Genomic DNA, 20,679 nt, shown 5'->3' on the forward strand with positions numbered 1-20,679 from the left:
TCATCGGGTGTGCGGGTCAGGCGCCCGACCCCTGGTGGGCGGCCCAGAACTCCGCCACGGCCGCTGCGGTCTCCTCCGGACGGTCGGTGTTGGGGGAGTGCTCCGCGCCCGCGATCCGCGTCCGGTGGGCGCCGAGCCGTACGGCCATCTCGTCCAGCAGCGACACCGGCCAGACCTCGTCCCGTACGCCGGACAGCACATGCACCGGCAGCCGGTCGCCCAGCGCCGCCAGCTCGTCCACCCGGTCCGGTTCCACCACCAGCTGACGACCGGTCACCCGGAGCTGGACGGGGCTGTTCCGCAGCCAGCGGCGGCGCAGGTCCTCCCGGTTGCCGACCGCCTCCTCCGCCTCCTCCGGCGGGTCCATGGCGCGGATCGCCTCCCACACCTGGGCCATGTCCATCACGGTGAGGGCGTCGCTCAGCAGCTTCACCTTGTCCCGCTGGTCCGCCGCGACCTGCGCCGGTCCGGACGACATCAGGGTGAGGGTGCGGAACGGAGCCGGATCGAGCAGTACGGCGGCCCGGGAGACGAGCCCGCCGAGCGAGTGGCCGAGCAGCTGCACCCGGCCGGCGCCGAGTGCCTCCACCTGGGCCAGCAGATCGCGGGCCAGCTCTCCGAGCGCGTACGCGGACTCCTCGTCCGGCCCCTCGCTCTCGTACTGCCCGCGCCCGTCCACCGCGACGGCCCGCCAGCCGGCCTCGGCCAGCGGCGGGAGCATGGCGATGAAGTCCTCCTTGGACCCGGTGTACCCGGGCACCAGCAGCGCGGTGCCCCTGGCCCGCTCGGGACCGCCGGGCGGAGCCGCGTCGAGCACGGCGAAGGTGCCGCGCGCGGTACGCAGGGAGTGGGACCGGGTGCCGGGCGGCGGGGTGAACGTGGGCGGGCGGCTCATGGGAAGAGGCTAACGGGGCGCCCCGCGCCGGGAGGGAGCGGTTGCGGCCATCCGTGCGCGTACGTCGGCACGGAAGCAGGGCCGCTGACGCCGACGGCCCCGCACCACCCCCGGAGGGGTGGTGACGGGGCCGTCGGATGCCGAACGGCGAGCGATCAGCCTGCGGGCTGCTCGGGCTGCGCGGCGACCGCCTTCTTACGGGTGCGACGCGGCTTCACCTCGGCCTCGGCGATCTCCGAGGTCGGCTCGACGGCGGCGACGGCCTTCTTGCGGGTCCGGCGGGGCTTGGCCTCGGTCTCGGCCGGGGTCTCGGTGACCGGGGCTGCGGGCTCCGCGACGGCCTTCTTCCGGGTCCGGCGGGGCTTGGCCTCGGTCTCGGCCGGGGCCTCGGCGACTGCGGCTACGGGCTCCGCGACGGCCTTCTTGCGGGTCCGGCGGGGCTTGGCCTCGGTCTCGGCCGGGGTCTCGGTGACCGGGGCTGCGGGCTCCGCGACGGCCTTCTTACGGGTCCGGCGAGGCTTGGCTTCGGTCTCGGCCGGGGCCTCGGTGACCGGGGCTGCGGCTTCCGCGACGGCCTTCTTACGGGTCCGGCGCGGCTTCGCCTCGGCCTCGATCTCGACCAGGGCCTCGGCGGCTTCCGGGGTCGGCTCGACCGGGGCGACGGCCTTCTTGCGCGTACGGCGCGGCTTGGCCTCCGCCTCGACCGGCGCCTCGGTGACCGGGGCTGCGGCTTCCGCGACGGCCTTCTTACGGGTCCGGCGGGGCTTGGCCGGGGCCGCGGGCTCCTCGGCGGCGACCGGCTCGGGCACCGTCACCGGCTCCACGACGGCCACCGGCTCCACGACGGCCACCGGCTCCGCGACCGCGACCGGCTTGGCCTCGGCGGCCTGGGCCGGGATCGCCACCGTGGCGGTGGCGGTGACGGCCGCCGACGGGGCGTTGGACCGGGTACGGCGACGGCGGCGCGGGGTGCGCGGCGCGGTGGAACCGTCCTCGGCGGGAGCCACCGGGGTGACCGGGGCCACCGGAGCGGTCGTGGCGGGGGCCGCCGTCTCCGCCACGGGGGCGGAGCCGACCGCCTCGCCGCCGCGGGTGCGGCGGCGCCGGCGCGGAGTGCGCGTACGGGCGGGACGCTCCTCGGTCCGCTCCGACGGGCGGCCCGACCGGCCCGACCCGTCCGGGGAACGGGATCCGTCCGAAGAGCGGGATCCTTCCGAGGACCGGGAGGAGGAGCGCGGCGGACGGCCGGAGCGGCCGCGGCCACCGGTCTCGCCCAGGTCCTCCAGCTCCTCCGCGTCCAGACCGGCCCGGGTCCGCTCGGCACGCGGCAGTATGCCCTTGGTGCCCTCGGCGATGTCCAGGTCGCTGTAGAGGTGCGGGGAGGTGGAGTAGGTCTCCGGCGGATCGTTGAAGCCCAGCTCCAGCGCCTTGTTGATCAGCTGCCAGCGCGGGATGTCGTCCCAGTCGACCAGGGTGATCGCGGTGCCGCTGGCACCCGCGCGGCCGGTGCGGCCCACCCGGTGCAGATAGGTCTTCTCGTCCTCGGGGGACTGGTAGTTGATGACGTGCGTGACGCCCTCGACGTCGATACCGCGGGCGGCGACGTCGGTGCAGACCAGCACGTCCACCTTGCCGTTGCGGAAGGCGCGCAGCGCCTGCTCGCGGGCGCCCTGGCCGAGGTCGCCGTGGACCGCGCCGGAGGCGAATCCGCGCCGCTCCAGCTGCTCGGCGATGTCCGCGGCCGTCCGCTTGGTCCGGCAGAAGATCATCGCCAGACCGCGGCCCTCGGCCTGCAGGATGCGCGAGACCATTTCCGGCTTGTCCATGGAGTGGGCGCGGTAGACGTGCTGGGTGATGTTGGCGACGGTCGCGCCCGAGTCGTCCGGCGCGGTGGCGCGGATGTGGGTGGGCTGCGACATGTAGCGGCGGGCCAGACCGATCACCGCGCCCGGCATGGTGGCCGAGAACAGCATGGTCTGCCGACGCGCCGGAAGCATGTTGATGATCTTCTCGACGTCCGGCAGGAAGCCGAGGTCGAGCATCTCGTCGGCCTCGTCGAGGACGAGGGCCTTGACGTGGGAGAGGTCCAGCTTGCGCTGGCCGGCCAGGTCGAGCAGCCGGCCCGGGGTGCCGACGATCACGTCGACGCCCTTGTTCAGCGCCTCGACCTGGGGCTCGTACGCCCGGCCGCCGTAGATGGCGAGGACGCGCACATTGCGCACCTTGCCGGCGGTGAGCAGGTCGTTGGTGACCTGGGTGCACAGCTCGCGGGTCGGGACGACCACCAGCGCCTGCGGGGCGTCGGTGAGCTGATCGGGGCGGGCGCGGCCGGCCTCGACGTCGGCGGGGACGGTGACCCGCTCCAGGAGCGGCAGTCCGAAGCCGAGCGTCTTGCCGGTGCCGGTCTTGGCCTGGCCGATGACGTCGGAGCCGGAGAGCGCGACCGGGAGGGTCATCTCCTGGATGGGGAAAGGGTTGATGATGCCGACGGCTTCGAGGGCCTCGGCCGTCTCGGAAAGGATTCCGAGCTCTCGGAAAGTCGTAGTCAGGGTGCTGCCTCTTCTGTGAGACGCGGCATGAGGCGAACGCTGGGGGTCTTACCGTGCAGAACCGTGCCGGTCACGTCCGGCCGCGGGCCCTGGCGGGCCGCAGCCCGTACGAGACCTCGGGTGGCGCGGGACCACTGCCGTCGCTCTAGCGTCATACCGCTGAGGGTCCCCTCGCATGCGGCGCTGACGCGCGCACGGAGGGCTGTCGGGTCGGAGCCGATCGGGCCACCGACCGGGCATCCTCATTCATGAGACGGCCCGCCGAGTACATACGAGAAACCACTGCATGCTCAGCAGGCGCATTACCACTGTACCCCGGAATGGCGCAGGCGTGTTGTGCCAATTCACAAGGAGGTGGAGGTCACAGTGGACGACCGGGGCCATCCGGGGCAGGACGGGCGGGCTATTGTGCGCTCCATGGAGACGCCAGACCCCGCCAACACCCCCGCTGACGACGCTTCCTCGGCCGATTCCGCCGCCCCCCTGAGAGAGCGGCAGACCTCCCCCGCAGAGCAGTCGACCTCTCTCGGAGAGCAGTCGACCCCTCTCGGAGAGCGGCCGGCGGAGCAGCCCACCGGGGAGCCGGCCGAGCAGCCGACCGGGATCGCCGCCCTCGGCTGGGCCGCCGCCTCGGCCGAGCCCCAGTACCGCGCCGCCGTGGTGGATCTGCTGGGCGCGCTGGCGTACGGGGAGCTGGCGGCCTTCGAGCGGCTCGCCGAGGACGCCAAGCTGGCGCCGGGCCTGGCGGACAAGGCGGAACTGGCCAAGATGGCGTCGGCCGAGTTCCACCACTTCGAGCGGCTGCGGGACCGGCTGACCGCGATCGACGCCGAGCCGACCGGCGCGATGGAGCCGTTCGCCAAGGCACTGGACGAGTTCCACCGGCAGACGGCGCCCTCCGACTGGCTGGAGGGCCTGGTCAAGGCGTACGTGGGCGACTCGATCGCCAGCGACTTCTACCGGGAGGTGGCGGTCCGGCTGGACTCCGACACCCGCGCCCTGGTCGTCGCGGTGCTGGACGACACCGGTCACGGCAACTTCGCGGTGGAGAAGGTGCGGGCCGCCATCGAGGCCGACCCCCGGGTCGGCGGGCGGCTGGCCCTGTGGGCGCGCCGGCTGATGGGCGAGGCCCTCTCCCAGGCGCAGCGGGTGGTGGCGGACCGGGATGCGCTCTCCACCATGCTGGTCGGCGGGGTCGCGGACGGCTTCGACCTGGCGGCGGTCGGCGAGATGTTCTCCCGTATCACCAAGGCCCACACCAAGCGCATGGCGGCACTCGGCCTCGCGTCCTGAGTCCGGTCCGCCTTCCGCGGCGGCCGGGCCCGGCGGCTCAGCTCTGGGTGGCGGCTCAGCTCTGGGTCGCCGCTGATCGGCGCATACGGCGGGTGGTCGGGCGCAGCAGCAGCGACAGGACGACCGCCGCGACCGCGACGGCGCCGACGAGGGTGCCCGGCGCGTTCCCGGGGCCGAGCGCGGCGTGTGTCACCAGGGCGCCGAACAGGGCTCCGAGCGTGCCCGAGGCCAGCACCACACGGCGGGCGGGGAGCCGGTCCGGGAGCCGGTGGGCGGCCGCCCAGGAGAGGGCCAGCCCGAGCATGACGGAGCCGAGAGCTTCCCAGAACACTACGGATCACCTCGCGGTCGGCGGGGCGGGCAAAACGGTCATGGCCGTAGTACCCGATGCACCGGAAACGCAATCATCATCCCGGGGGCCGGAGGCCCTTTTGTCGATACGTCGACAGGGCGAAGAGCCGGGCCCGGAACATGGCGGAGGCCCGGCGGACCAGCCGCCGGGCCTCTCGTCGTACCACCGCTCAGAGCGTGCCGAAGCCCACCCGCCGCGCCGTCGGCTCGCCGATCTCCACATAGGCGATCCGCTCCGACGGCACCAGCACCTTGCGGCCCTTGTCGTCCGTCAGGCTCAGCAGCTGCGACTTCCCGGCCAGCGACTGGGCCACCAGCTGCTCCACCTCCTCGGCGGACTGCCCGCTCTCCAGAACGATCTCCCGGGGTGCGTGCTGCACGCCGATCTTGACCTCCACGGCTATGTCCCTCCGAACGGTCAGCGTTGCGCGGTCGACCGCGCCGTACGCTGCACAGATTAGCCCGGGGAGCGGACGCCTCAGGGCGCGGAGCCGCACGCCAGGAGCGAACAGCACCCCCGGCCCGTACGGGGAGGGGCCGGTCGATCAGCGGTTCGCGCCGCCGTGGTTCTCCGTGCCGTGCACGTCACTGCCCTGGTGCTCGCCGCCGTGGCTGTCCGTGCCGTGGTTCTCGCTGCCGTGCAGCGGGAAGCCGGCGATGCCCCGCCAGGCCAGCGAGGTGAGCAGCTGCACCGCGGTGCCACGGGGGATCGGGGACTCGCTGGAGAGCCAGTAGCGGGCCACCACCTGGGAGACCCCGCCGAGCCCGACGGCGAGCAGCATCGACTCGTCCTTGGACAGCCCGGTGTCCTCGGCGATGACCTCCGAGATCGCCTCGGCGCACTGGAGCGACACCCGCTCGACCCGCTCGCGCACCGCGGGCTCGTTGGTCAGGTCGGACTCGAACACCAGCCGGAACGCGCCGCCCTCGTCCTCCACGTACGCGAAGTAGGCGTCCATCGTCGCGGCCACCCGCTGCTTGTTCTCGGTGGTCGACGCGAGCGCCGTGCGCACCGCCTGGAGCAGCGACTCGCAGTGCTGGTCGAGCAGCGCCAGGTAGAGCTCCAGCTTCCCCGGGAAGTGCTGGTACAGCACGGGCTTGCTGACGCCGGCGCGCTCGGCGATGTCATCCATCGCGGCCGCGTGGTAGCCCTGCGCCACGAACACTTCCTGGGCCGCGCCCAGCAGCTGGTTCCGTCGGGCCCGGCGCGGCAGTCGCGTGCCCCTAGGGCGCGCCGCCTCCGTCTGCTCGATGGCTGTCACGCCGCCTCCTGAAATAGATTCATGCGCGCTGTGCGCCGCGCCGCCATCGTACTTTTGGGTAACCCGCCTGTGTGCGGTGCGAGCGCGAAATTTCACGTACCGGACGGCCCGGGCCGACGGCGATTCAACGTTAAACCGACCGAGGGGTCGGGACCAGCCCCGGGCCGGTCGCATATACGCGGACCGGCTCGGGGCCGTCACTCCCGGCGGCGCGGCTCCCATGGCGGCTCCCATGGAACGCCCCGGGCGGAATGCCCCGGAGGCCGCTGCCTCAGCGGTAGTCGTCCTCGTCCAGACTGACCACCCGGGTCTGCTCGATCGCATCGGCCTCGTTCGCACTGGCCGGGTCGACGCCGGTCAGCGGCTCGTCGCCGCGCTGCTGCCACTCCGCCCGCTGCTCCGCTACGTCCCCCTCGGGGGACTCCTCGTCCAAGGGGGCCGCCGCCTCCCGCTCGGCGGCCCGCTCGTCCTCCGCCCGGGCCTCGGACTCCTCCGCCTCGTCCGCCTCGTTCCGGTCGAAGGTCTCGAAGGTCTCGAAGGTCTCGGGATCAGTGGGGTCGGCGCTCATGTGCTCCCTCTCACGCGGATCGGTACTCGACGGTCACCGGGGTCGGATGCCCACAGACACGAGCGTATGCAGGACCCCCGGGCAACGCCATGCGGCCTGTGACGGCGAACACACCAGGGGGAGCGTGATCCTCTCGTAACATTGCCGCATGTCTTCGACCGAGCTGCCGGAAGCCCTCGCCGCCACCGTGGCCGGCCCGAGGGTGAGCGCGGTGCGGGTCGCGGAGGGGGAGCGGCTGCGCACCGTGACGCTGCCCGGTCTGACGCTCAACGTGCGGGAACGCCCGTCGGACCGCACCGGACTGCCGCCCGCCCTCTACGTGCACGGCCTCGGCGGCTCGTCCCAGAACTGGTCGGCGCTGATGCCGCTGCTGGCGGACATCGTGGACGGCGAGGCCGTCGACCTGCCCGGTTTCGGTGACTCGCCCCCGCCGGACGACGGCGACTACTCGGTGACCGGTCACGCCCGGGCGGTGATCCGGCTGCTCGACGCGGGCGGCCGCGGGCCGGTCCATCTGATCGGCAACTCCCTGGGCGGCGCGGTCAGCACCCGGATCGCCGCGCTGCGGCCGGACCTGGTGCGCACTCTGACCCTGGTCTCCCCGGCGCTGCCCGAGATCCGCGTCCAGCGCGACACCTGGCCCACCGCCCTGCTCGCGGTGCCCGGCGCCGCCGCCCTGCTCACCCGGCTCACCAAGGGGTGGACCGCCGAGCAACGCGTCCGCGGGGTGACGGCCCTCTGCTACGGGGACCCGGGCCGGGTCACCGAGGAGGGCTTCCGCAACGCGGTGGAGGAGATGGAGCGCCGCCTCGCGCTCCCCTACTTCTGGGACGCCATGGCCCGCTCGACACGCGGTCTGGTCGACGCGTACACGCTCGGTGGCCAGCACGGGCTGTGGCGGCAGGCCGAGCGGGTGCTCGCCCCGACGCTGCTGGTGTACGGCGGCCGCGACCGGCTGATCTCGTTCCGGATGGCGAGCCGGGCCGCCCGCGCCTTCCGCGACGCCCGGATGCTGACCCTCCCGGACGCGGGGCATGTGGCGATGATGGAGTACCCGGAGACCGTCGCCACCGCGATACGGGAACTGATCCGCGAACGCGGCGGGGCCGGGCACGGCGAACGGGTCGGGGCCGGACACGGCGGTGCCGAACGGGCCGGGGCGCACGTGGGCGCCGGGGACGGCGAGGTCCGTACCGAGGACGGCCGGGACGACGAGGCCCGCACCGGGGGTGGCCGAGGCGGTGAGGCTCGTACCGAGGTCGGCCGGGGCGGCGGGGCCCGCACCGGGGGTGGCCGGGATGGCGAGGCTCGCACCGGGGGTGGCCAGGAGGGCGAGGCTCGCACCGGGGGTGGCCGGGACGGTGAGGCTCGTACCGAGGTCGGCCGGGGCGGCGAGGCCCGCATCGGGGGTGGCCGGGACGGTGAGGCTCGTACCGGGGGCGGCCGGGACGGCGAGGCCCGCACCGGGGACGGCCAGGACGGTGACGGCCGCGAGAAGCAGGTCAACCTAGACGATGACGCCGGCGACGAAGGCAACGGGAGCTGATCCGGGGCGTGGGACGACACAGCCGCAGGGGCGCCGCGCCCCAGGGCTCCGAACGGGCGCGGCGCGCTGAAGGCGCCGAGGCCGCAGCTTCGGGCGAGGCGGCCGAGCGCTCGGCCATGGGCCGTCGGCCCCGGGTGGCCGCCCCCGCGGCGCCCGCTCCCCAGGCACCGGAACCGCACCATCGGGGCGCCGGTCCGGAGTCCCACCCCGTGCGCGGCGGCCACCCGGAGGAGCGCGGCGCCGACGGGTACGGGACCAAGGAGTACAGGCGCGGCGGTGGCCGCTACGGCGACTGGCAGGCCGAGCCCCGTGACGGCGGTGCGACCGGTGGCCGGCCGCGTGACGGTGGCGCGACCGAGGGAGGGCCGGCCGGCCAGGGGCCCGGGGGGCGGAGGGCGTCCGGCCAGGGGGCGTTGGGCTCGCGGCCGGGTGGCGGGGGCCGCAACCCCGGGCCGCGCCATGAGTACCTCGCCATCTTCGACGCCGGGCCGGTCGCCAGGCCCCTCGGCGGCCCCACCGGCGCCGTCCCCGCTTCCGGTTCCGGGGCCCGGGTCGCGGCCGGTGGCCCGCCCGGCCCGGAGGGCCCGGTCGCCGTGGCGAAGGACGGTCCGTCCGGCTCAGGCGGCGGCCTCGCGCGTACGCTCACCGGGATCGCGGCCGCCGCTGTCACCACCGTCCTGGCGATCGTCGTGGCCGGTCAGGTCACCGGCGCCGGACCGGACGGGCCCTCCTCCCGGGCGGCCGGGGTGAGTGCCGCACCCGGACTCGCCGACTCGGGGACGACCGAGGAGAACGGCAAGGGCGAGGCGGAGGGCAGCAGGAAGGGCCCCGGCGCCGACGGACCGGACGCGCGCTCCGGCCGGACGGACCGGTCCGAGGGCCGCGCCGCCCCGCCGCCGACCTACGCGCAGCTGATGGTGCGGCGGTTCCCGCTGGCCCCGAAGCTCAAGGGGTCGGGCGAGTTCGACGCCGTGCCCGGCCTCGACAAGGCACCCGGCAAAGGGCGGAAGATCCGCTACCGGATCGACGTCGAGAAGGGCCTCGGCCTGGACGCCGGACTGTTCGCCCGAGCCGCCCAGGAGACGCTGAACGACAACCGCAGCTGGGCGCACGGCGGCGCGATGACGTTCGAGCGGATCTCCAGCGGACGTCCCGACTTCGTGCTCACCCTCGCCAGTCCCGGCACCACCGCCTTCTGGTGCGCCAAGTCCGAGCTCGACATCACCGAGCAGAACGTCTCCTGCGACTCCGCCCGGACCGACCGGGTCATGATCAACGCCTACCGCTGGGCCCAGGGTTCCCAGACCTTCGGGCCGGCCGCGATGCTGCCCTACCGGCAGATGCTCATCAACCACGAGGTCGGGCACCGGCTCGGGCACGGCCACGTCAACTGCTCGACCGAGGGGTCCCTCGCCCCGGTGATGCAGCAGCAGACGAAGTCGCTCGACATCGGGGGCGTGAAGTGCCGCGCCAACCCCTGGGCGTTTCCCGACGGCTGAGGTCCTTGCCCGCCGTCCCGTCCCGTCCCGGGTGACTGCGGTGCGCGCCGGTGTGCGCACCGCGGCCGTGCGGAGTGCGCCTCGGTGGTGCGCCGGGCGGACGTTTTCGCGCCGCGCGCCCCTCTCTCGCCTCACGCGCTCTGAATGGCCGGCCCGGTCGGCAGGGAATTCGCCTTTCACCGGCTGATTCCGGCCGATCCGGATGGTGCCCACACTGCCGTCCGGAACATCGGAGCAGGCCTTTCCGGAACGCGGAATGACCTCCGGGCGGTTGCGCCAAGTCCGGATCGCCGCTGGACAGCGACGGTATTCGACCGATCAACTGGCCTATTGAGAACGTCTGTTGACCCCTTCTATCCGAAGGCTCGGTCATATTCGGACCGTTCCCGCCCTAGCGCTTCGAAACGCCCGGCGCGGTCGAAAGTTACGAGTATTCACCCCTTCCGGTGGCGCGACGGACAACCGTCCATCGCGCCACCCGCGCTTCCGCTTACGTTCATCCCGCCGCCGGTCAGCGCACCCCAACGGTGCCGACCGCAGGCAGAAGGGGATGGGGGTGTGCTGTGCGGATCGGACTGCTCACGGAGGGCGGATACCCGTACGCGAAGGGGGAGTCCGCGCTCTGGTGCGACCGGCTCGTGCGCGGGCTCGCGCAGCACGAGTACGACGTCTACGCGCTGGGTCGCACCCCCCGCCAGGAGCGTGCCGGCCGGCTGCCGGCGGCGCCCGCCGTACGGTCGGTCCGGACGATGGCGCTGTGGACCCCCGCCGAGGACGGCCCCGGAAACGGCCGCTCCTACGGCCGGCGCGAGCGCCGCCGGTACGTCGGATGCCTGGCCGAGCTGGCCGCCGGTGTGTGCGGGGACGGGCCGGAGCACGGCGGCGCCGACGCCGGCAACACCTTCGCCACGGGGCTGTACGGACTGGCCGACCTCCTCCGGGCGCACGGTGCCCCACCCGCCGCCCTGCGGTCCGAGGCCGCCGTCCGCGCCCTGGAGGCCGCCTGCCGTGCGCCCGGCGCACGCCGGGGCGTACGGCAGGCCACCCTGCGGGATCACCTCGCGTTCTCGGACTGGCTGGAGCGCGCACTGCGCCCGCTGGTCCCGGACTGGTACGGGCCGGACGCCCTGGGCGCCGCCGACCTCTGCCATGCCGTCTCCGGCGGCCTCGCCGCCCTCCCCGGACTGCTGGCCAAACGCTTCTTCGGAGTGCCGCTGCTGCTCACCGAGTACGGCGTGCACATCCGGTCGCACTATCTGACGACCGCCGGCGCCCCGCTCAGCGCCCCTCTGCGCGCCCTGCTCGCCGCGTTCCACGGGCGGCTCGCCACCGAGGTGTACCGCCAGGCCGCCGTCATCACCCACGGCAATGCCCATGCCCGGCGCTGGCAGCAGCGGTGCGGCGCCGACCCCGTCCGGCTGCGCACCATCCACCCGGGGCTGGACGCCCACCGGTTCGCCGCCGTCGGGGAGGCGGGGGACACCGGTGACCCGTACACCCTGGTGTGGGTCGGCCGCGCCGAACCCGCCAAGGACCTGGTCGGCCTGCTGCACGCCTTCGCGGCCGTGCACCGCGAGGAGCCCCGGGCGCGGCTCCGTATCGTCCACGCGCCCCCCTCGCCCCGCGAACCCGCCGACTACCTCGCCCACTGCCGGACCACCGCCACCCGGCTCTTCCCCACCCGGCTCTTCCCCACCCGGCTCTTCCCCACCTGGCCCGGCCCCGGCACCGGGCCGATGGGCCAGGGGGCGCCGGCCTTCCCGGTGACCTTCGAGGAGGTCGGCGGCCCGAGTGCCCCCGACCGGACCGGCGCCTACGCCGACGGCGCCGTCACCGTGCTGTCCAGCGTCGTCGAGGGGTTCCCGGCCGGGCTGGTCGAGGCGATGCTCTGCGGCCGTGCCACCGTCTCCACGGACGTCGGCGCGGTGGTCGAGGTCGTCGGGGGCACCGGACTGGTGGTGCCCCCGCGCAACCCGCAGGCGCTCGCCGCCGCCTGCCTGGCGCTGCTGCGCGACCCCGCCCGCCGGGCGCGCCTGGGCGCCGCGGCCCGCGCCCGCGCGCTGGAGCTGTTCACCGTGGAGCAGAACCTCTCCGCCTTCCACGGGCTCTATCTGGAGCTGATGTCGCGTGCCCCGGTACGCCGCGACCGGGACGGCACGGCCGCCGACGGCACCCCGCTGCCGTTCGCCCACCCAGCCGAGGCATACCTCCCCGGACGCTGGACCGGCCGCCTCGACCGCGCGCCTGCCCCCGTCCCCGCCGGGCTCGGCCCTCCGGTCGGCGCGGGCGCGACGAGCGGCACCCGCCCTCACCGCGACACGGACAGCGGCGGAATCGGGAGCGGCGATGCCTGACAGCGGCCCCCACCATGACCCCGCCCGCGAGGAGGCCGCCGACGGTCCACCGGCCGAAGGCCTCCGCTCCGCCGCAGCGCCCGTCCTGGCAGCGCGGCAGGGCGGTGACCCCGTCAAGGCGCTGCTGCACCGCCACCGGGCGCTGTGCGAACGGGCCGTCGACCCCTTGGAGATCGCCGCCGCCCTGGAGGCCCACGGCGTCACCGACCGCATCGCCGCCTCGTTCCGGCACCGGGACGTCTTCTCCCTCGCCGAGGAGCTGTACGCCCGGACGCCCAGGTCGGACGACGAGCACCTCGCCCACCCACGAGCCACCGGTACCGGACACCCCGGCCGCGGGTCCGACGGCGACCCACACACCAGCAGCCGGCCTGTCCCCGGGACCGGCACCCGGCCCCTCCGCAGCGACCGGGCCCGCGAGGGTGCCCAACCTGCCGACCGACCGCCGGTACGCGGCCCGCACGGGAGCGCCGGACCAAGGGGTGCGGCAGCCGAGCGGGCCCCCGAGGACGGAACCGGCCGGCCCGTCCCGGCGGAGGAGATAGCCCGGCGAGCCGGGCGCCCCCTGGTGTGGGCACCGCTCACCCTCCTGCCGGGCGCCGCCGTCGGACTGACCCTCGCGGGGCTCGCCGCGACCACCGGCCCGGCGCGGTTCGCCGTCGGCGCGGCCGGGACGGTGGCCGCCGCCGGGGCGCTCGCCGGCTGCCTCCGCCACGGCCCGCTCCGGGCGGCGCGGCGCACCCGCGCGGCCGGCCCCGCCCTGGTCCGGGCCCTGTCCGCCGTCCGCACCCCTCTGTGGTGCATCGTGCTTCTCGGCTGTCTGCTGCTGGACGCCGTCCCCGACCACGATCTGGGCCTCACCTGGAGCCTCGCCGCTCTCACCGCCGAGCCCGACCGGACCGGCGTACCGCTCCACCCCCTCTCCGTCGGCGCACCCGCGACGCTCCTCGCCCTGGCGCTGGCGGTGGCGCCCGCGGCCTGGTGCGCGCACCTCTTCTCCGTACGGGCCCGGCGGGGGCTGGCCGCCAGTCGCCGCCTCGCCGACTTCGCCGCCGGTGCCCGACCGCTGCTGCTCGGCGCCGTCGCCCTGTTCACCGTGCTGCTCGCCGCGCTCACCGCGACCACCGGCACCGTCCTCGGCGACGGCCCCCGAGGCGCGGCGCTGATCGGCTGCCTCGCCCTCGGCACCCTGTTCTTCCTGGCCCGTCTGCTCACCGCCCATGGCTTCGCCCGGACCGCGGGCAGCGCGCTGTTCGCCGCCTGTGCCGCATGGACGCTCGCCCTCGCCGCGGAGCAGGCGGCCCGCGTCCCGGGACTCGGCCGGCTCGACGCCCCGAGGCGCGCCCTCGCCGACCTCTGCGGGCCGGGCGCGGTGACCGTGCTGGTCTGCGGGGCGGCCGCGCTCGCCCTGCTGGTCCGCGCCTGCGCCCTGCTGACCCGGGCCTCCACCCATGCCGTCGACTGGCCGGCTCCCGCCCATGCCGGCGGCTGACCTCCCCTCCGGGCCGCGCCCCGTCCCCGGGACGCGCCCTTCCGGCCATCCGGACCGGCACCCCTCCCCTCGGAGGCGGCCCCCGCCACCTCCCTCCCTCCCCCTACCACTCCCCGACACCCAGGACGCAAGGAGACGACGACCATGACCGCCACCGCCGCCAAGCCCGGCCTTCGCGAAGGAGGCGCACGATGAGGGTGCTGCTGCTCGGCGCCAACGGATTCCTCGGCCGCTTCGTCGCCGACCGGCTGCTCGCCGACCCGGCCGTCCACCTCACGGCCCTGGGCCGGGGCGACGACGCCGACGTACGGTTCGACCTCGCCGGAGGGAGCCCGGGTGCCCTCACCCGCTTCCTGGACGCCGTCCACCCCGGGGTGGTCGTCAACTGCGCCGGGGCCACCCGGGGCGGAGCCCGCGAGCTGACCCGGCACAACACGGTCGCCGTGGCCACCGTCTGCGAGGCGTTGCGCCGCAGCACCTGCCAGGCCCGCCTGGTCCAGGTCGGCTGCGCCTCCGAGTACGGGCCCTCGCAACCCGGTTCGTCCACGGCCGAGGACGCGGTGCCGCGCCCCGGCGGGCCGTATGGAGTGTCCAAACTGGCCGCCACCGAACTGGTCCTCGGCTCCGGACTGGACGCCGTCGTACTGCGGGTGTTCTCCCCGGTGGGCCCCGGCACCCCGGCCGGATCCCCCCTCGGCCGGCTCGCCGAGGCGCTGCGCCGGGCCATCCAGAACGGCGACGGCGAGCTGAAGCTGGGCGGCCTCGGGGTCCAGCGCGACTTCGTGGACGTCCGGGATGTGGCGCGCGCGGTGCACGCCGCCTCGCTGTCGGCGGCCCAGGGCGTCATCAACATCGGCACCGGACGGGCCGTACGGCTGCGGGACGCCGCCGCGGTACTGGCCAGGGTCGCCGGATACCCCGGCAACCTCCATGAGGTGGACGTACCGCCGAACCGGCCGCTCATCGGTGTGCAGCGCGGCGAGGGCGGCCCGGCACGCGGCGCCGACGCCGGTCTGGTGCGCGGCGCCGACGCCACTGTGCTGCGCGGCGCCGACGGAGGCCTCCTGCGCGGCGGCGACGGCGGCCTCGGGCGGGGTGGCGACGGCGCCCCGGACCTCCCGCAGCCGGGGCCCTCCTCCCCGTACCCCGACGGCTGCGGCAGCTGGCAGCAGGCCGATGTGCGCACCGCCCGCGACCGGCTCGGTTGGCGGCCCCGGATCAACCTGGAGGAGTCGCTCGCCGACATCTGGATGGAGGCGGCATGCCGCATCTGACCCGGACCGGTGCCCCGCTTGCCGCAACCGGGGCCGACCGGCTCGGCTTCGGTGTGCCGGGGTACGCGCATCCGCTGCTCGCCCCCGTCGAGTGGGCGGAGCTCACCCGCCCCGGGGTGCCGCTGCACTGGGCGGTGCTCAATGTGGCCGACGGGCCGGGCGCCCGGCCCGATCCGCACTGCCTGGAGGCGGCCGGCCGGCTGCGCAACGGGGGCGTGCGGGTCCTGGGCCACATCGATCTGGCGTATGGCGCGCGTCCGTTCGCGGAGGCCGTGTCCGACGCCCAGCGGTTCGCGGACTGGTACCGGGTGGACGGCTACCTGCTGGACCGCTGCCCGCCGGACCGGGAGCGGCTCGCGTCCGTGCGGCGCACCGCGGCCACCCTGGAGGCGGTGCTCGACGGGGCCGACGGCTGCCATCTGGTGCTGGGCCACGGCGTCCACCCCGATCCGGGGTACGCCGAGGTCGCCGACCAACTGGTCACCTTCCGGGGGCGCTGGGCCGACTACCGCTGGTCGCAGGCGGCCCCGTGGACGGCCGACCATCCACCGGAGCGCTTTGTCCACCTGGTGCACGGCGTACCGCGCACCCACCTGGAGGAGGCGGTGCGGATCGCGCGCTGGCAGGGGGCGGGCACCATCTTCTTCACCGACCGCACTCCGGGGCCGCCACCGGCGGTCGGCTCCGAGGCCGACCTGACCGGACCGGCAGCCGGCGGCAGAGGTTCTTACGCCCAGGTCAGCGGACGAATCGGAGGAAACGCCGCATTCGAGGCGCTGCCCGGCTACTGGGACGAAATCGTCTCGCGCATCGGACCAGGTGTCTCGGAATGAGGAGCGCCGTGGCAGTGTTACGGAGAGACAACCGTACTGACTACCGACCAACGGAGTCCCCGTGTCGCTGCCACCCCTGGTCGAGCCGGCTGCCGAGCTCACCGTAGACGAGGTCCGCAGGTACTCACGCCACCTGATCATCCCGGACGTCGGGATGGACGGGCAGAAGCGGCTCAAGAACGCCAAGGTGCTCTGCGTCGGCGCCGGCGGCCTCGGGTCTCCCGCCCTGATGTACCTGGCCGCCGCCGGTGTGGGCACGCTCGGCATCGTGGAGTTCGACGAGGTCGACGAGTCCAACCTCCAGCGCCAGATCATCCACAGCCAGTCGGACATCGGCCGCTCCAAGGCCGAGTCCGCGCGGGACTCGGTGCTCGGCATCAACCCGTACGTCAACGTGGTCCTCCATGAGCAGCGGCTTGAGGCCGACAACGTGCTGGACATCTTCGGTCAGTACGACCTGATCGTGGACGGCACGGACAACTTCGCCACCCGCTACCTGGTCAACGACGCCTGTGTGCTGCTGAACAAGCCGTACGTCTGGGGCTCGATCTACCGGTTCGACGGCCAGGCCTCGGTGTTCTGGTCGGAGCACGGCCCGTGCTACCGCTGCCTCTACCCCGAGCCCCCGCCGCCGGGCATGGTCCCCTCCTGCGCCGAGGGCGGTGTGCTCGGCGTGCTGTGCGCCTCCATCGGCTCCATCCAGGTCACCGAGGCGATCAAGGTGCTGGCCGGTGTCGGTGAGCCGCTGGTCGGCCGGCTGATGATCTACGACGCCCTGGAGATGCAGTACCGGCAGGTCAAGGTCCGCAAGGACCCCGACTGCGCGATCTGTGGCGAGAACCCGACCGTCACCGAGCTCATCGACTACGAGGCCTTCTGCGGCGTCGTCTCCGAGGAGGCCCAGGAGGCGGCGGCCGGCTCCACGATCACTCCCAAGCAGCTCAAGGAGTGGATCGACGACGGCGAGAGCATCGACATCATCGACGTCCGCGAGCCCAACGAGTACGAGATCGTCTCCATCCCGGGCGCCCGGCTCATCCCGAAGAACGAGTTCCTGATGGGCACCGCCCTGCAGGACCTCCCCCAGGACCGGAAGATCGTCCTGCACTGCAAGACGGGTGTCCGCAGTGCGGAAGTCCTCGCCGTGCTGAAGTCCGCCGGATTCGCGGACGCCGTCCATGTCGGCGGCGGCGTCATCGGCTGGGTCCACCAGATCGAGCCGGACAAGCCCGTCTACTGATCACCTCCTGACCGCGTCCCTCTCGATCGCTCCCCGACCGCAGCGCCGACCCACCGGGGCCGGGCCCACCAGGGCCCGGCCCCGACGGCTGCCGGGGCGGCTGCGATTGCCGTCAGGAGCAGGTGGTGCCGTCAGGAGCAGGTGGTGCCGTTCGCCGGCGCCTTGCCGTCCAGCAGATAGGCGTTCACCGCCTTGCTCACGCAGGAACTGCCGCCGTTGTAGGCCCCGTGGCCCTCGCCCCGGTAGGTGAGCAGCACACCCACCCCCTTGCCCAGTTCCTTCGCCATCCGCACGGCCCCCTCGTACGGGGTCGCCGAGTCACCGGTGGTGCCGACCACCAGCACCGGTCCGGCGCCGGGGGCGCTCGCCTGCGAGGTGGCGCTCTCGCCCTTCACCGGCCACTCATGGCACCAGCCCGCGGTGTCCCAGGCCATGAACTCCCCGAAGACCGGGGATATTCGGCGGAACTCCGGGAGCAGGGCCCGGGCCTCGGCGGCGGTGGGCCGACTGCTGCTGTCGGCGCAGGAGATCGCGCGCTGGGAATGGGCCTGGGTGCTGTAGGAGCCGTCCTCCTGGCGGTCGTTGTACATGTCGGCGAGCTCCAGCAGCCCGTCGCCGCTGCCCTCCCGGGCCTGCCGGAGCCCCTCGGTCAGCATCGGCCACAGGCTCTCCGCGTACAGCGCCTGGGCTATGCCGGTGAGCGCCAGGCTCTCGGTCAGCGGCCGCCCGTCGGAGGTGGCCAGCGGCTGGGAGTCGAGCCGCTTCAACTGCGCCGTCAGCTTGGTGGAGCCGGCGGCCCCCTCACCGGTGGACTTGAAGTAGTTGTCCAGCGCCCGCTGGAAGCCGGTGGTCTGATGGCGGGCCTGGCCCACGCTGTCGGCGGTCGGGTCCACCACCGCGTCCAGCACGGTGCGGCCGACCTGCTCGGGGAAGAGGTGCGCGTAGGTGCCGCCGAGCTGGGTGCCGTAGGAGATGCCGAAGTAGTTCAGCTTGGCGTCGCCGAGGACATGGCGGACGACTTCCAGGTCCCGGGCCGTGTTGCTGGTGGTGACATGCGGCAGCACCTTGCCGGAGCGCTCCTGGCAGCCGGCCCCGAAGTCGCCGCCGTCCGCCAGGTAGGCGGCCTCCTCGGCGGGGGTGTCCGGGGTGCGGTCGATCCGCCGCAGTGACTCGGCCTCCTCGGCCGACTCCCGGCACACCACACCGGAGCTGCGCCCCACCCCGCGCGGGTCGAAGCCGACCAGGTCGTACCGGGCGTTCAGCGCGGTGTACTCGGGGGCGAACTGCGGCAGCAGATCCACCCCGGAGGCGCCCGGGCCGCCGAAGTTGAACAGCAGTGAGCCGATCCGCCGGTCCTGCTGCACGGCCTGCTTGCGGATGAGCGCGACGGAGATGGTCTCGCCCTTCGGCCGCTGGTAGTCCAGCGGCACCTCCACCTCGGCGCAGCGCCACTCCGTGCCGGGGGCCTGGCCGCCCTTCGGCGCCTTGCACGACCGCCAGTCGGGCCGCTGGCCCGTCAGCGCGGCGGGCAGTCCCGGAATCGCGGGTGCCGTGCCCGCCTTCGGCCCGCCGCCCGCCTCAGGGCTGCCGTCGCCTTCGCCACCGCCACCACCGCCGCCGCTCTGGCAGCCGGTGACCAGTCCTGCGGTCAGCAGGGCCGCGGCCGCGAGGGCTCCCGCCCGTACTCGATTGGACATCCGTTCCCCCAACGTTGTTACTGCGCGCCATCCTAGGCTCAGCCACTGACAGTGGCCAGAGCGTGACGTATTGTCGCCAAACGCTGGAAGGACGGACGTTCGCCGTGGCAGGGTCGCAGACGTAAGGAAGTGGACAGCACACGGGGGCGGGGACGTTGGAACGACCGATGGGGACGGTACGGCGGTGGGGCCGGCGGGGTGCCGGGAGCGGCGGCCGGGTGGGAGCGTCAGCGGCAGACGGTGCCGTTCTTCGGCACCCTGCCGTCCAGCAGGTAGCCGTTGACCGCGTCGCGGACGCAGGCGGAGCCTCCGTTGTAGGCGCCGTGACCCTCGCCCTCCCAGGTCAGCTCCACTCCGACGCCCTTGCCGAGCGCGTTCGCCATCGCCTTGGCGCCCGCGTAGGGGGTGGCCGGGTCACCGGTGTTGCCGATCACCAGGATCGGCGCCGAGCCCGCGGCGCTCACCTCCGGGCGGTCCCAGTTGCCGTCCACCGGCCAGTGCGAGCAGCCGATCAGACCCCAGCCCAGGTAGTCGCCGAACACCGGCGAGGCCTTGCGGAACTCGGGCAGCCTGGCCTCGGCTTGCGCCACCGTGAAGCGGGCCTTGTCGTCCACGCAGTTGACCGCCGCGTTCGCCGCCTGCACATTGCTGTAGTTGCCGTTCTGGTCGCGGCCGTTCATCGAGTCCGACAGGGCCAGCAGCAGGCCGCCGTTGCCGCCGTCCGCCTCGTCCAGGCCCTGCTCCAGATAAGGCCAGTACTCCTTGGAGTACAGCGACTGGGCGATGCCGTTGGTCGCCGCCGTCGCGGTCAGCTTGCGCTCCCCGAGCCCGGTGACGGGCTTCTTCTTCTCCAGCCGCTTCAGCAGATCGGTGACGAAGCCCTCCACCTCCTGCACACTGCCCCCGGGCAGCCTGCACTTGTCGCCCCGGGCGACGCAGTCCTTGGCGAAGTTGTCCAGTGCCAGCTGGAACCCCTTCGCCTGCCCGAGGGCGCTCCGCACCGTGGTGCTGGTGGGATCCACCACCGCGTCGAACACCGCCCGGCCCACGGTCCTCGGGTACAGGTGCGCGTAGACGCCGCCGAGCTCCGTGCCGTAGGAGATGCCGAAGTAGTACAGCTTGCCGTCGCCCAGCACCTGCCGCATCAGATCCAGGTCACGGGCCGCGTTCACCGTCCCGACGTGGGGCAGCTCACTGCCCGAGTTCTCCTCGCACGCCGCGGCGAACCGCTTCAGCCCCTCGTCGTACGCCCGGACCTCCCGCTCGTCGTCGGGCGTGGAGTCCAGCGCGTAGAGGGCGTCCAGGCCGGCGTCGTCCAGGCACTCCACACCGGCGCTGCGGCCGACCCCCCGCGGGTCGAAGCTCACCAGGTCGTAGCGGGTGCGCAGGGTCTCGTAGTCCTGCGCGAAGGACGGCAGGGCGGTGATCCCGGAGCCGCCGGGACCGCCGAAGTTGAAGATCAGCGACCCGATGCGCTTCGCCGGGTCGGAGGTCCTGGCGCGGATCAGGGCCAGCTCGATGGTCTCGCCGCCCGGGTCCGCGTAGTCCAGTGGCGCGTCCATGAAGGAGCACTGCCAGCGGGTGCCGCCCGGCAGCGGGGAGGGCGCGGTACCGCCGCCCTCCTCCATCGAGGGCGGTGGGCAGTCCCGCCAGGTCAGCCGCTGGGAGGCCAGCTCCCTGAGCCGGTCGGCGCCGTCCCCGCCCTCGTCCCCGTTCCCGCCGGAGCAGCCGGCCGCCAGCAAGGCGGCGGCGGTGGTGGCGGCGAGGACGGCTGCGGGCCGGGCGGCGCGGAGGGTCATATGCCCCATGGTGCGCCCACCGGTCGG

General features: G+C 74.1%; 14 protein-coding genes and 3 pseudogenes. 9 read left to right on the forward strand and 8 right to left on the reverse strand.

The genetic code is table 11. The features are described from left to right. Positions 1-16: 16 nt before the first annotated feature. Both M1O15_RS21255 and M1O15_RS21260 read right to left on the reverse strand, forming a co-directional pair. Positions 17-895 (reverse strand): alpha/beta fold hydrolase, encoded by an 879-nt coding sequence (locus tag M1O15_RS21255; RefSeq protein ID WP_248635689.1) that lies wholly within the window; start codon positions 893-895, stop codon positions 17-19. Positions 896-1,050: 155 nt separating this feature from the next. Next, positions 1,051-3,351, reverse strand: coding sequence for a DEAD/DEAH box helicase (locus M1O15_RS21260; protein ID WP_308282378.1), 2,301 nt, complete (start codon positions 3,349-3,351; stop codon positions 1,051-1,053). Between the two features lie 501 nt (positions 3,352-3,852). On the opposite strand from M1O15_RS21260, the gene M1O15_RS21265 reads away from it, so the two are divergent. Further along, positions 3,853-4,737: a ferritin-like fold-containing protein gene (locus M1O15_RS21265; RefSeq protein ID WP_372499527.1), complete on the forward strand. Its 885-nt coding sequence runs from the start codon at positions 3,853-3,855 to the stop codon at positions 4,735-4,737. A gap of 55 nt (positions 4,738-4,792) precedes the next feature. On the opposite strand, the gene M1O15_RS21270 is transcribed toward M1O15_RS21265, so the two are convergent. The 4 genes from M1O15_RS21270 to M1O15_RS21285 all read right to left on the reverse strand — a co-directional run bounded on the left by M1O15_RS21270 (position 4,793) and on the right by M1O15_RS21285 (position 6,918). Then, positions 4,793-5,068 (reverse strand): hypothetical protein, encoded by a 276-nt coding sequence (locus M1O15_RS21270; protein WP_248635691.1) that lies wholly within the window; start codon positions 5,066-5,068, stop codon positions 4,793-4,795. A gap of 190 nt (positions 5,069-5,258) precedes the next feature. Continuing rightward, entirely contained in the window at positions 5,259-5,486 is a 228-nt protein-coding gene (locus tag M1O15_RS21275; RefSeq protein WP_248635692.1) for a DUF3107 domain-containing protein, read from the reverse strand. 147 nt (positions 5,487-5,633) lie between these two features. Next, positions 5,634-6,350, reverse strand: coding sequence for a TetR/AcrR family transcriptional regulator (locus M1O15_RS21280; RefSeq protein WP_505017678.1), 717 nt, complete (start codon positions 6,348-6,350; stop codon positions 5,634-5,636). Between the two features lie 271 nt (positions 6,351-6,621). Beyond that, the gene (locus M1O15_RS21285; protein ID WP_248635693.1) at positions 6,622-6,918 is read right to left on the reverse strand and encodes an Rv3202a family protein; all 297 of its coding nucleotides are present in this window, start codon (positions 6,916-6,918) and stop codon (positions 6,622-6,624) included. A gap of 148 nt (positions 6,919-7,066) precedes the next feature. On the opposite strand from M1O15_RS21285, the pseudogene M1O15_RS21290 reads away from it, so the two are divergent. The 8 genes and pseudogenes from M1O15_RS21290 to moeZ form a co-directional block, all read left to right on the forward strand. Further along, positions 7,067-8,026: pseudogene (locus M1O15_RS21290) on the forward strand (alpha/beta fold hydrolase); the annotation flags it as partial. A 446-nt stretch (positions 8,027-8,472) separates the two neighbouring features. Beyond that, positions 8,473-9,963: a DUF3152 domain-containing protein gene (locus tag M1O15_RS21295; RefSeq protein ID WP_248635694.1), complete on the forward strand. Its 1,491-nt coding sequence runs from the start codon at positions 8,473-8,475 to the stop codon at positions 9,961-9,963. Positions 9,964-10,526: 563 nt separating this feature from the next. Further along, the gene (locus M1O15_RS21300; RefSeq protein ID WP_248635695.1) at positions 10,527-12,317 is read left to right on the forward strand and encodes a DUF3492 domain-containing protein; all 1,791 of its coding nucleotides are present in this window, start codon (positions 10,527-10,529) and stop codon (positions 12,315-12,317) included. Then, positions 12,310-13,809: a hypothetical protein gene (locus tag M1O15_RS21305; protein WP_248635696.1), complete on the forward strand. Its 1,500-nt coding sequence runs from the start codon at positions 12,310-12,312 to the stop codon at positions 13,807-13,809. Before M1O15_RS21300 ends, M1O15_RS21305 begins: the two co-directional genes overlap by 8 nt. Positions 13,810-14,000: 191 nt before the next feature. Next, positions 14,001-14,787, forward strand: a pseudogene (locus M1O15_RS21310) (SDR family oxidoreductase); the annotation flags it as partial. 155 nt (positions 14,788-14,942) lie between these two features. Next, positions 14,943-15,083 (forward strand): annotated as a pseudogene (locus M1O15_RS31900) (reductase); the annotation flags it as partial. Beyond that, positions 15,071-15,916 carry a spherulation-specific family 4 protein gene (locus tag M1O15_RS21315; protein WP_248635698.1) on the forward strand — a complete coding sequence of 282 codons (846 nt, stop codon included), beginning with the start codon at positions 15,071-15,073 and terminating at the stop codon, positions 15,914-15,916. The pseudogene M1O15_RS31900 and the gene M1O15_RS21315, both read left to right, overlap by 13 nt. Before the next feature lie 61 nt (positions 15,917-15,977). After that, positions 15,978-17,156, forward strand: a complete 1,179-nt coding sequence (moeZ, locus tag M1O15_RS21320) for an adenylyltransferase/sulfurtransferase MoeZ (RefSeq protein ID WP_248635699.1) — start codon at positions 15,978-15,980, stop codon at positions 17,154-17,156. A 131-nt stretch (positions 17,157-17,287) separates the two neighbouring features. Here moeZ and M1O15_RS21325 read toward each other — a convergent pair whose 3' ends face one another. Together M1O15_RS21325 and M1O15_RS21330 are read right to left on the reverse strand one after the other, a co-directional pair. Further along, on the reverse strand, positions 17,288-18,853 hold the full coding sequence (locus M1O15_RS21325; RefSeq protein WP_248635700.1) for an alpha/beta hydrolase: 1,566 nt from the start codon (positions 18,851-18,853) through the stop codon (positions 17,288-17,290). Between the two features lie 227 nt (positions 18,854-19,080). After that, a complete protein-coding gene (locus M1O15_RS21330) occupies positions 19,081-20,652 on the reverse strand; it encodes an alpha/beta hydrolase (RefSeq protein WP_248635701.1) in 1,572 nt (523 codons plus the stop codon). Between the last annotated feature and the right edge of the window lie 27 nt (positions 20,653-20,679).

Origin of the sequence: Streptomyces lichenis, from assembly GCF_023218175.1 — a bacterium.
In the GTDB taxonomy this organism is placed as follows: domain Bacteria; phylum Actinomycetota; class Actinomycetes; order Streptomycetales; family Streptomycetaceae; genus Streptomyces; species Streptomyces lichenis.

Bases quoted from the DNA above. Each gene is read 5' to 3' on its own strand.
- M1O15_RS21255 (WP_248635689.1), bottom strand. From the start codon at position 895: ATGAGCCGCCCGCCCACGTTCACCCCGCCGCCCGGCACCCGGTCCCAC.
- M1O15_RS21260 (WP_308282378.1), bottom strand. From the start codon at position 3,351: ATGACCCTCCCGGTCGCGCTCTCCGGCTCCGACGTCATCGGCCAGGCC.
- M1O15_RS21285 (WP_248635693.1), bottom strand. From the start codon at position 6,918: ATGAGCGCCGACCCCACTGATCCCGAGACCTTCGAGACCTTCGAGACC.
- M1O15_RS21305 (WP_248635696.1), top strand. From the start codon at position 12,310: ATGCCTGACAGCGGCCCCCACCATGACCCCGCCCGCGAGGAGGCCGCC.
- M1O15_RS21315 (WP_248635698.1), top strand. From the start codon at position 15,071: ATGCCGCATCTGACCCGGACCGGTGCCCCGCTTGCCGCAACCGGGGCC.
- M1O15_RS21325 (WP_248635700.1), bottom strand. From the start codon at position 18,853: ATGTCCAATCGAGTACGGGCGGGAGCCCTCGCGGCCGCGGCCCTGCTG.
- M1O15_RS21330 (WP_248635701.1), bottom strand. From the start codon at position 20,652: ATGACCCTCCGCGCCGCCCGGCCCGCAGCCGTCCTCGCCGCCACCACC.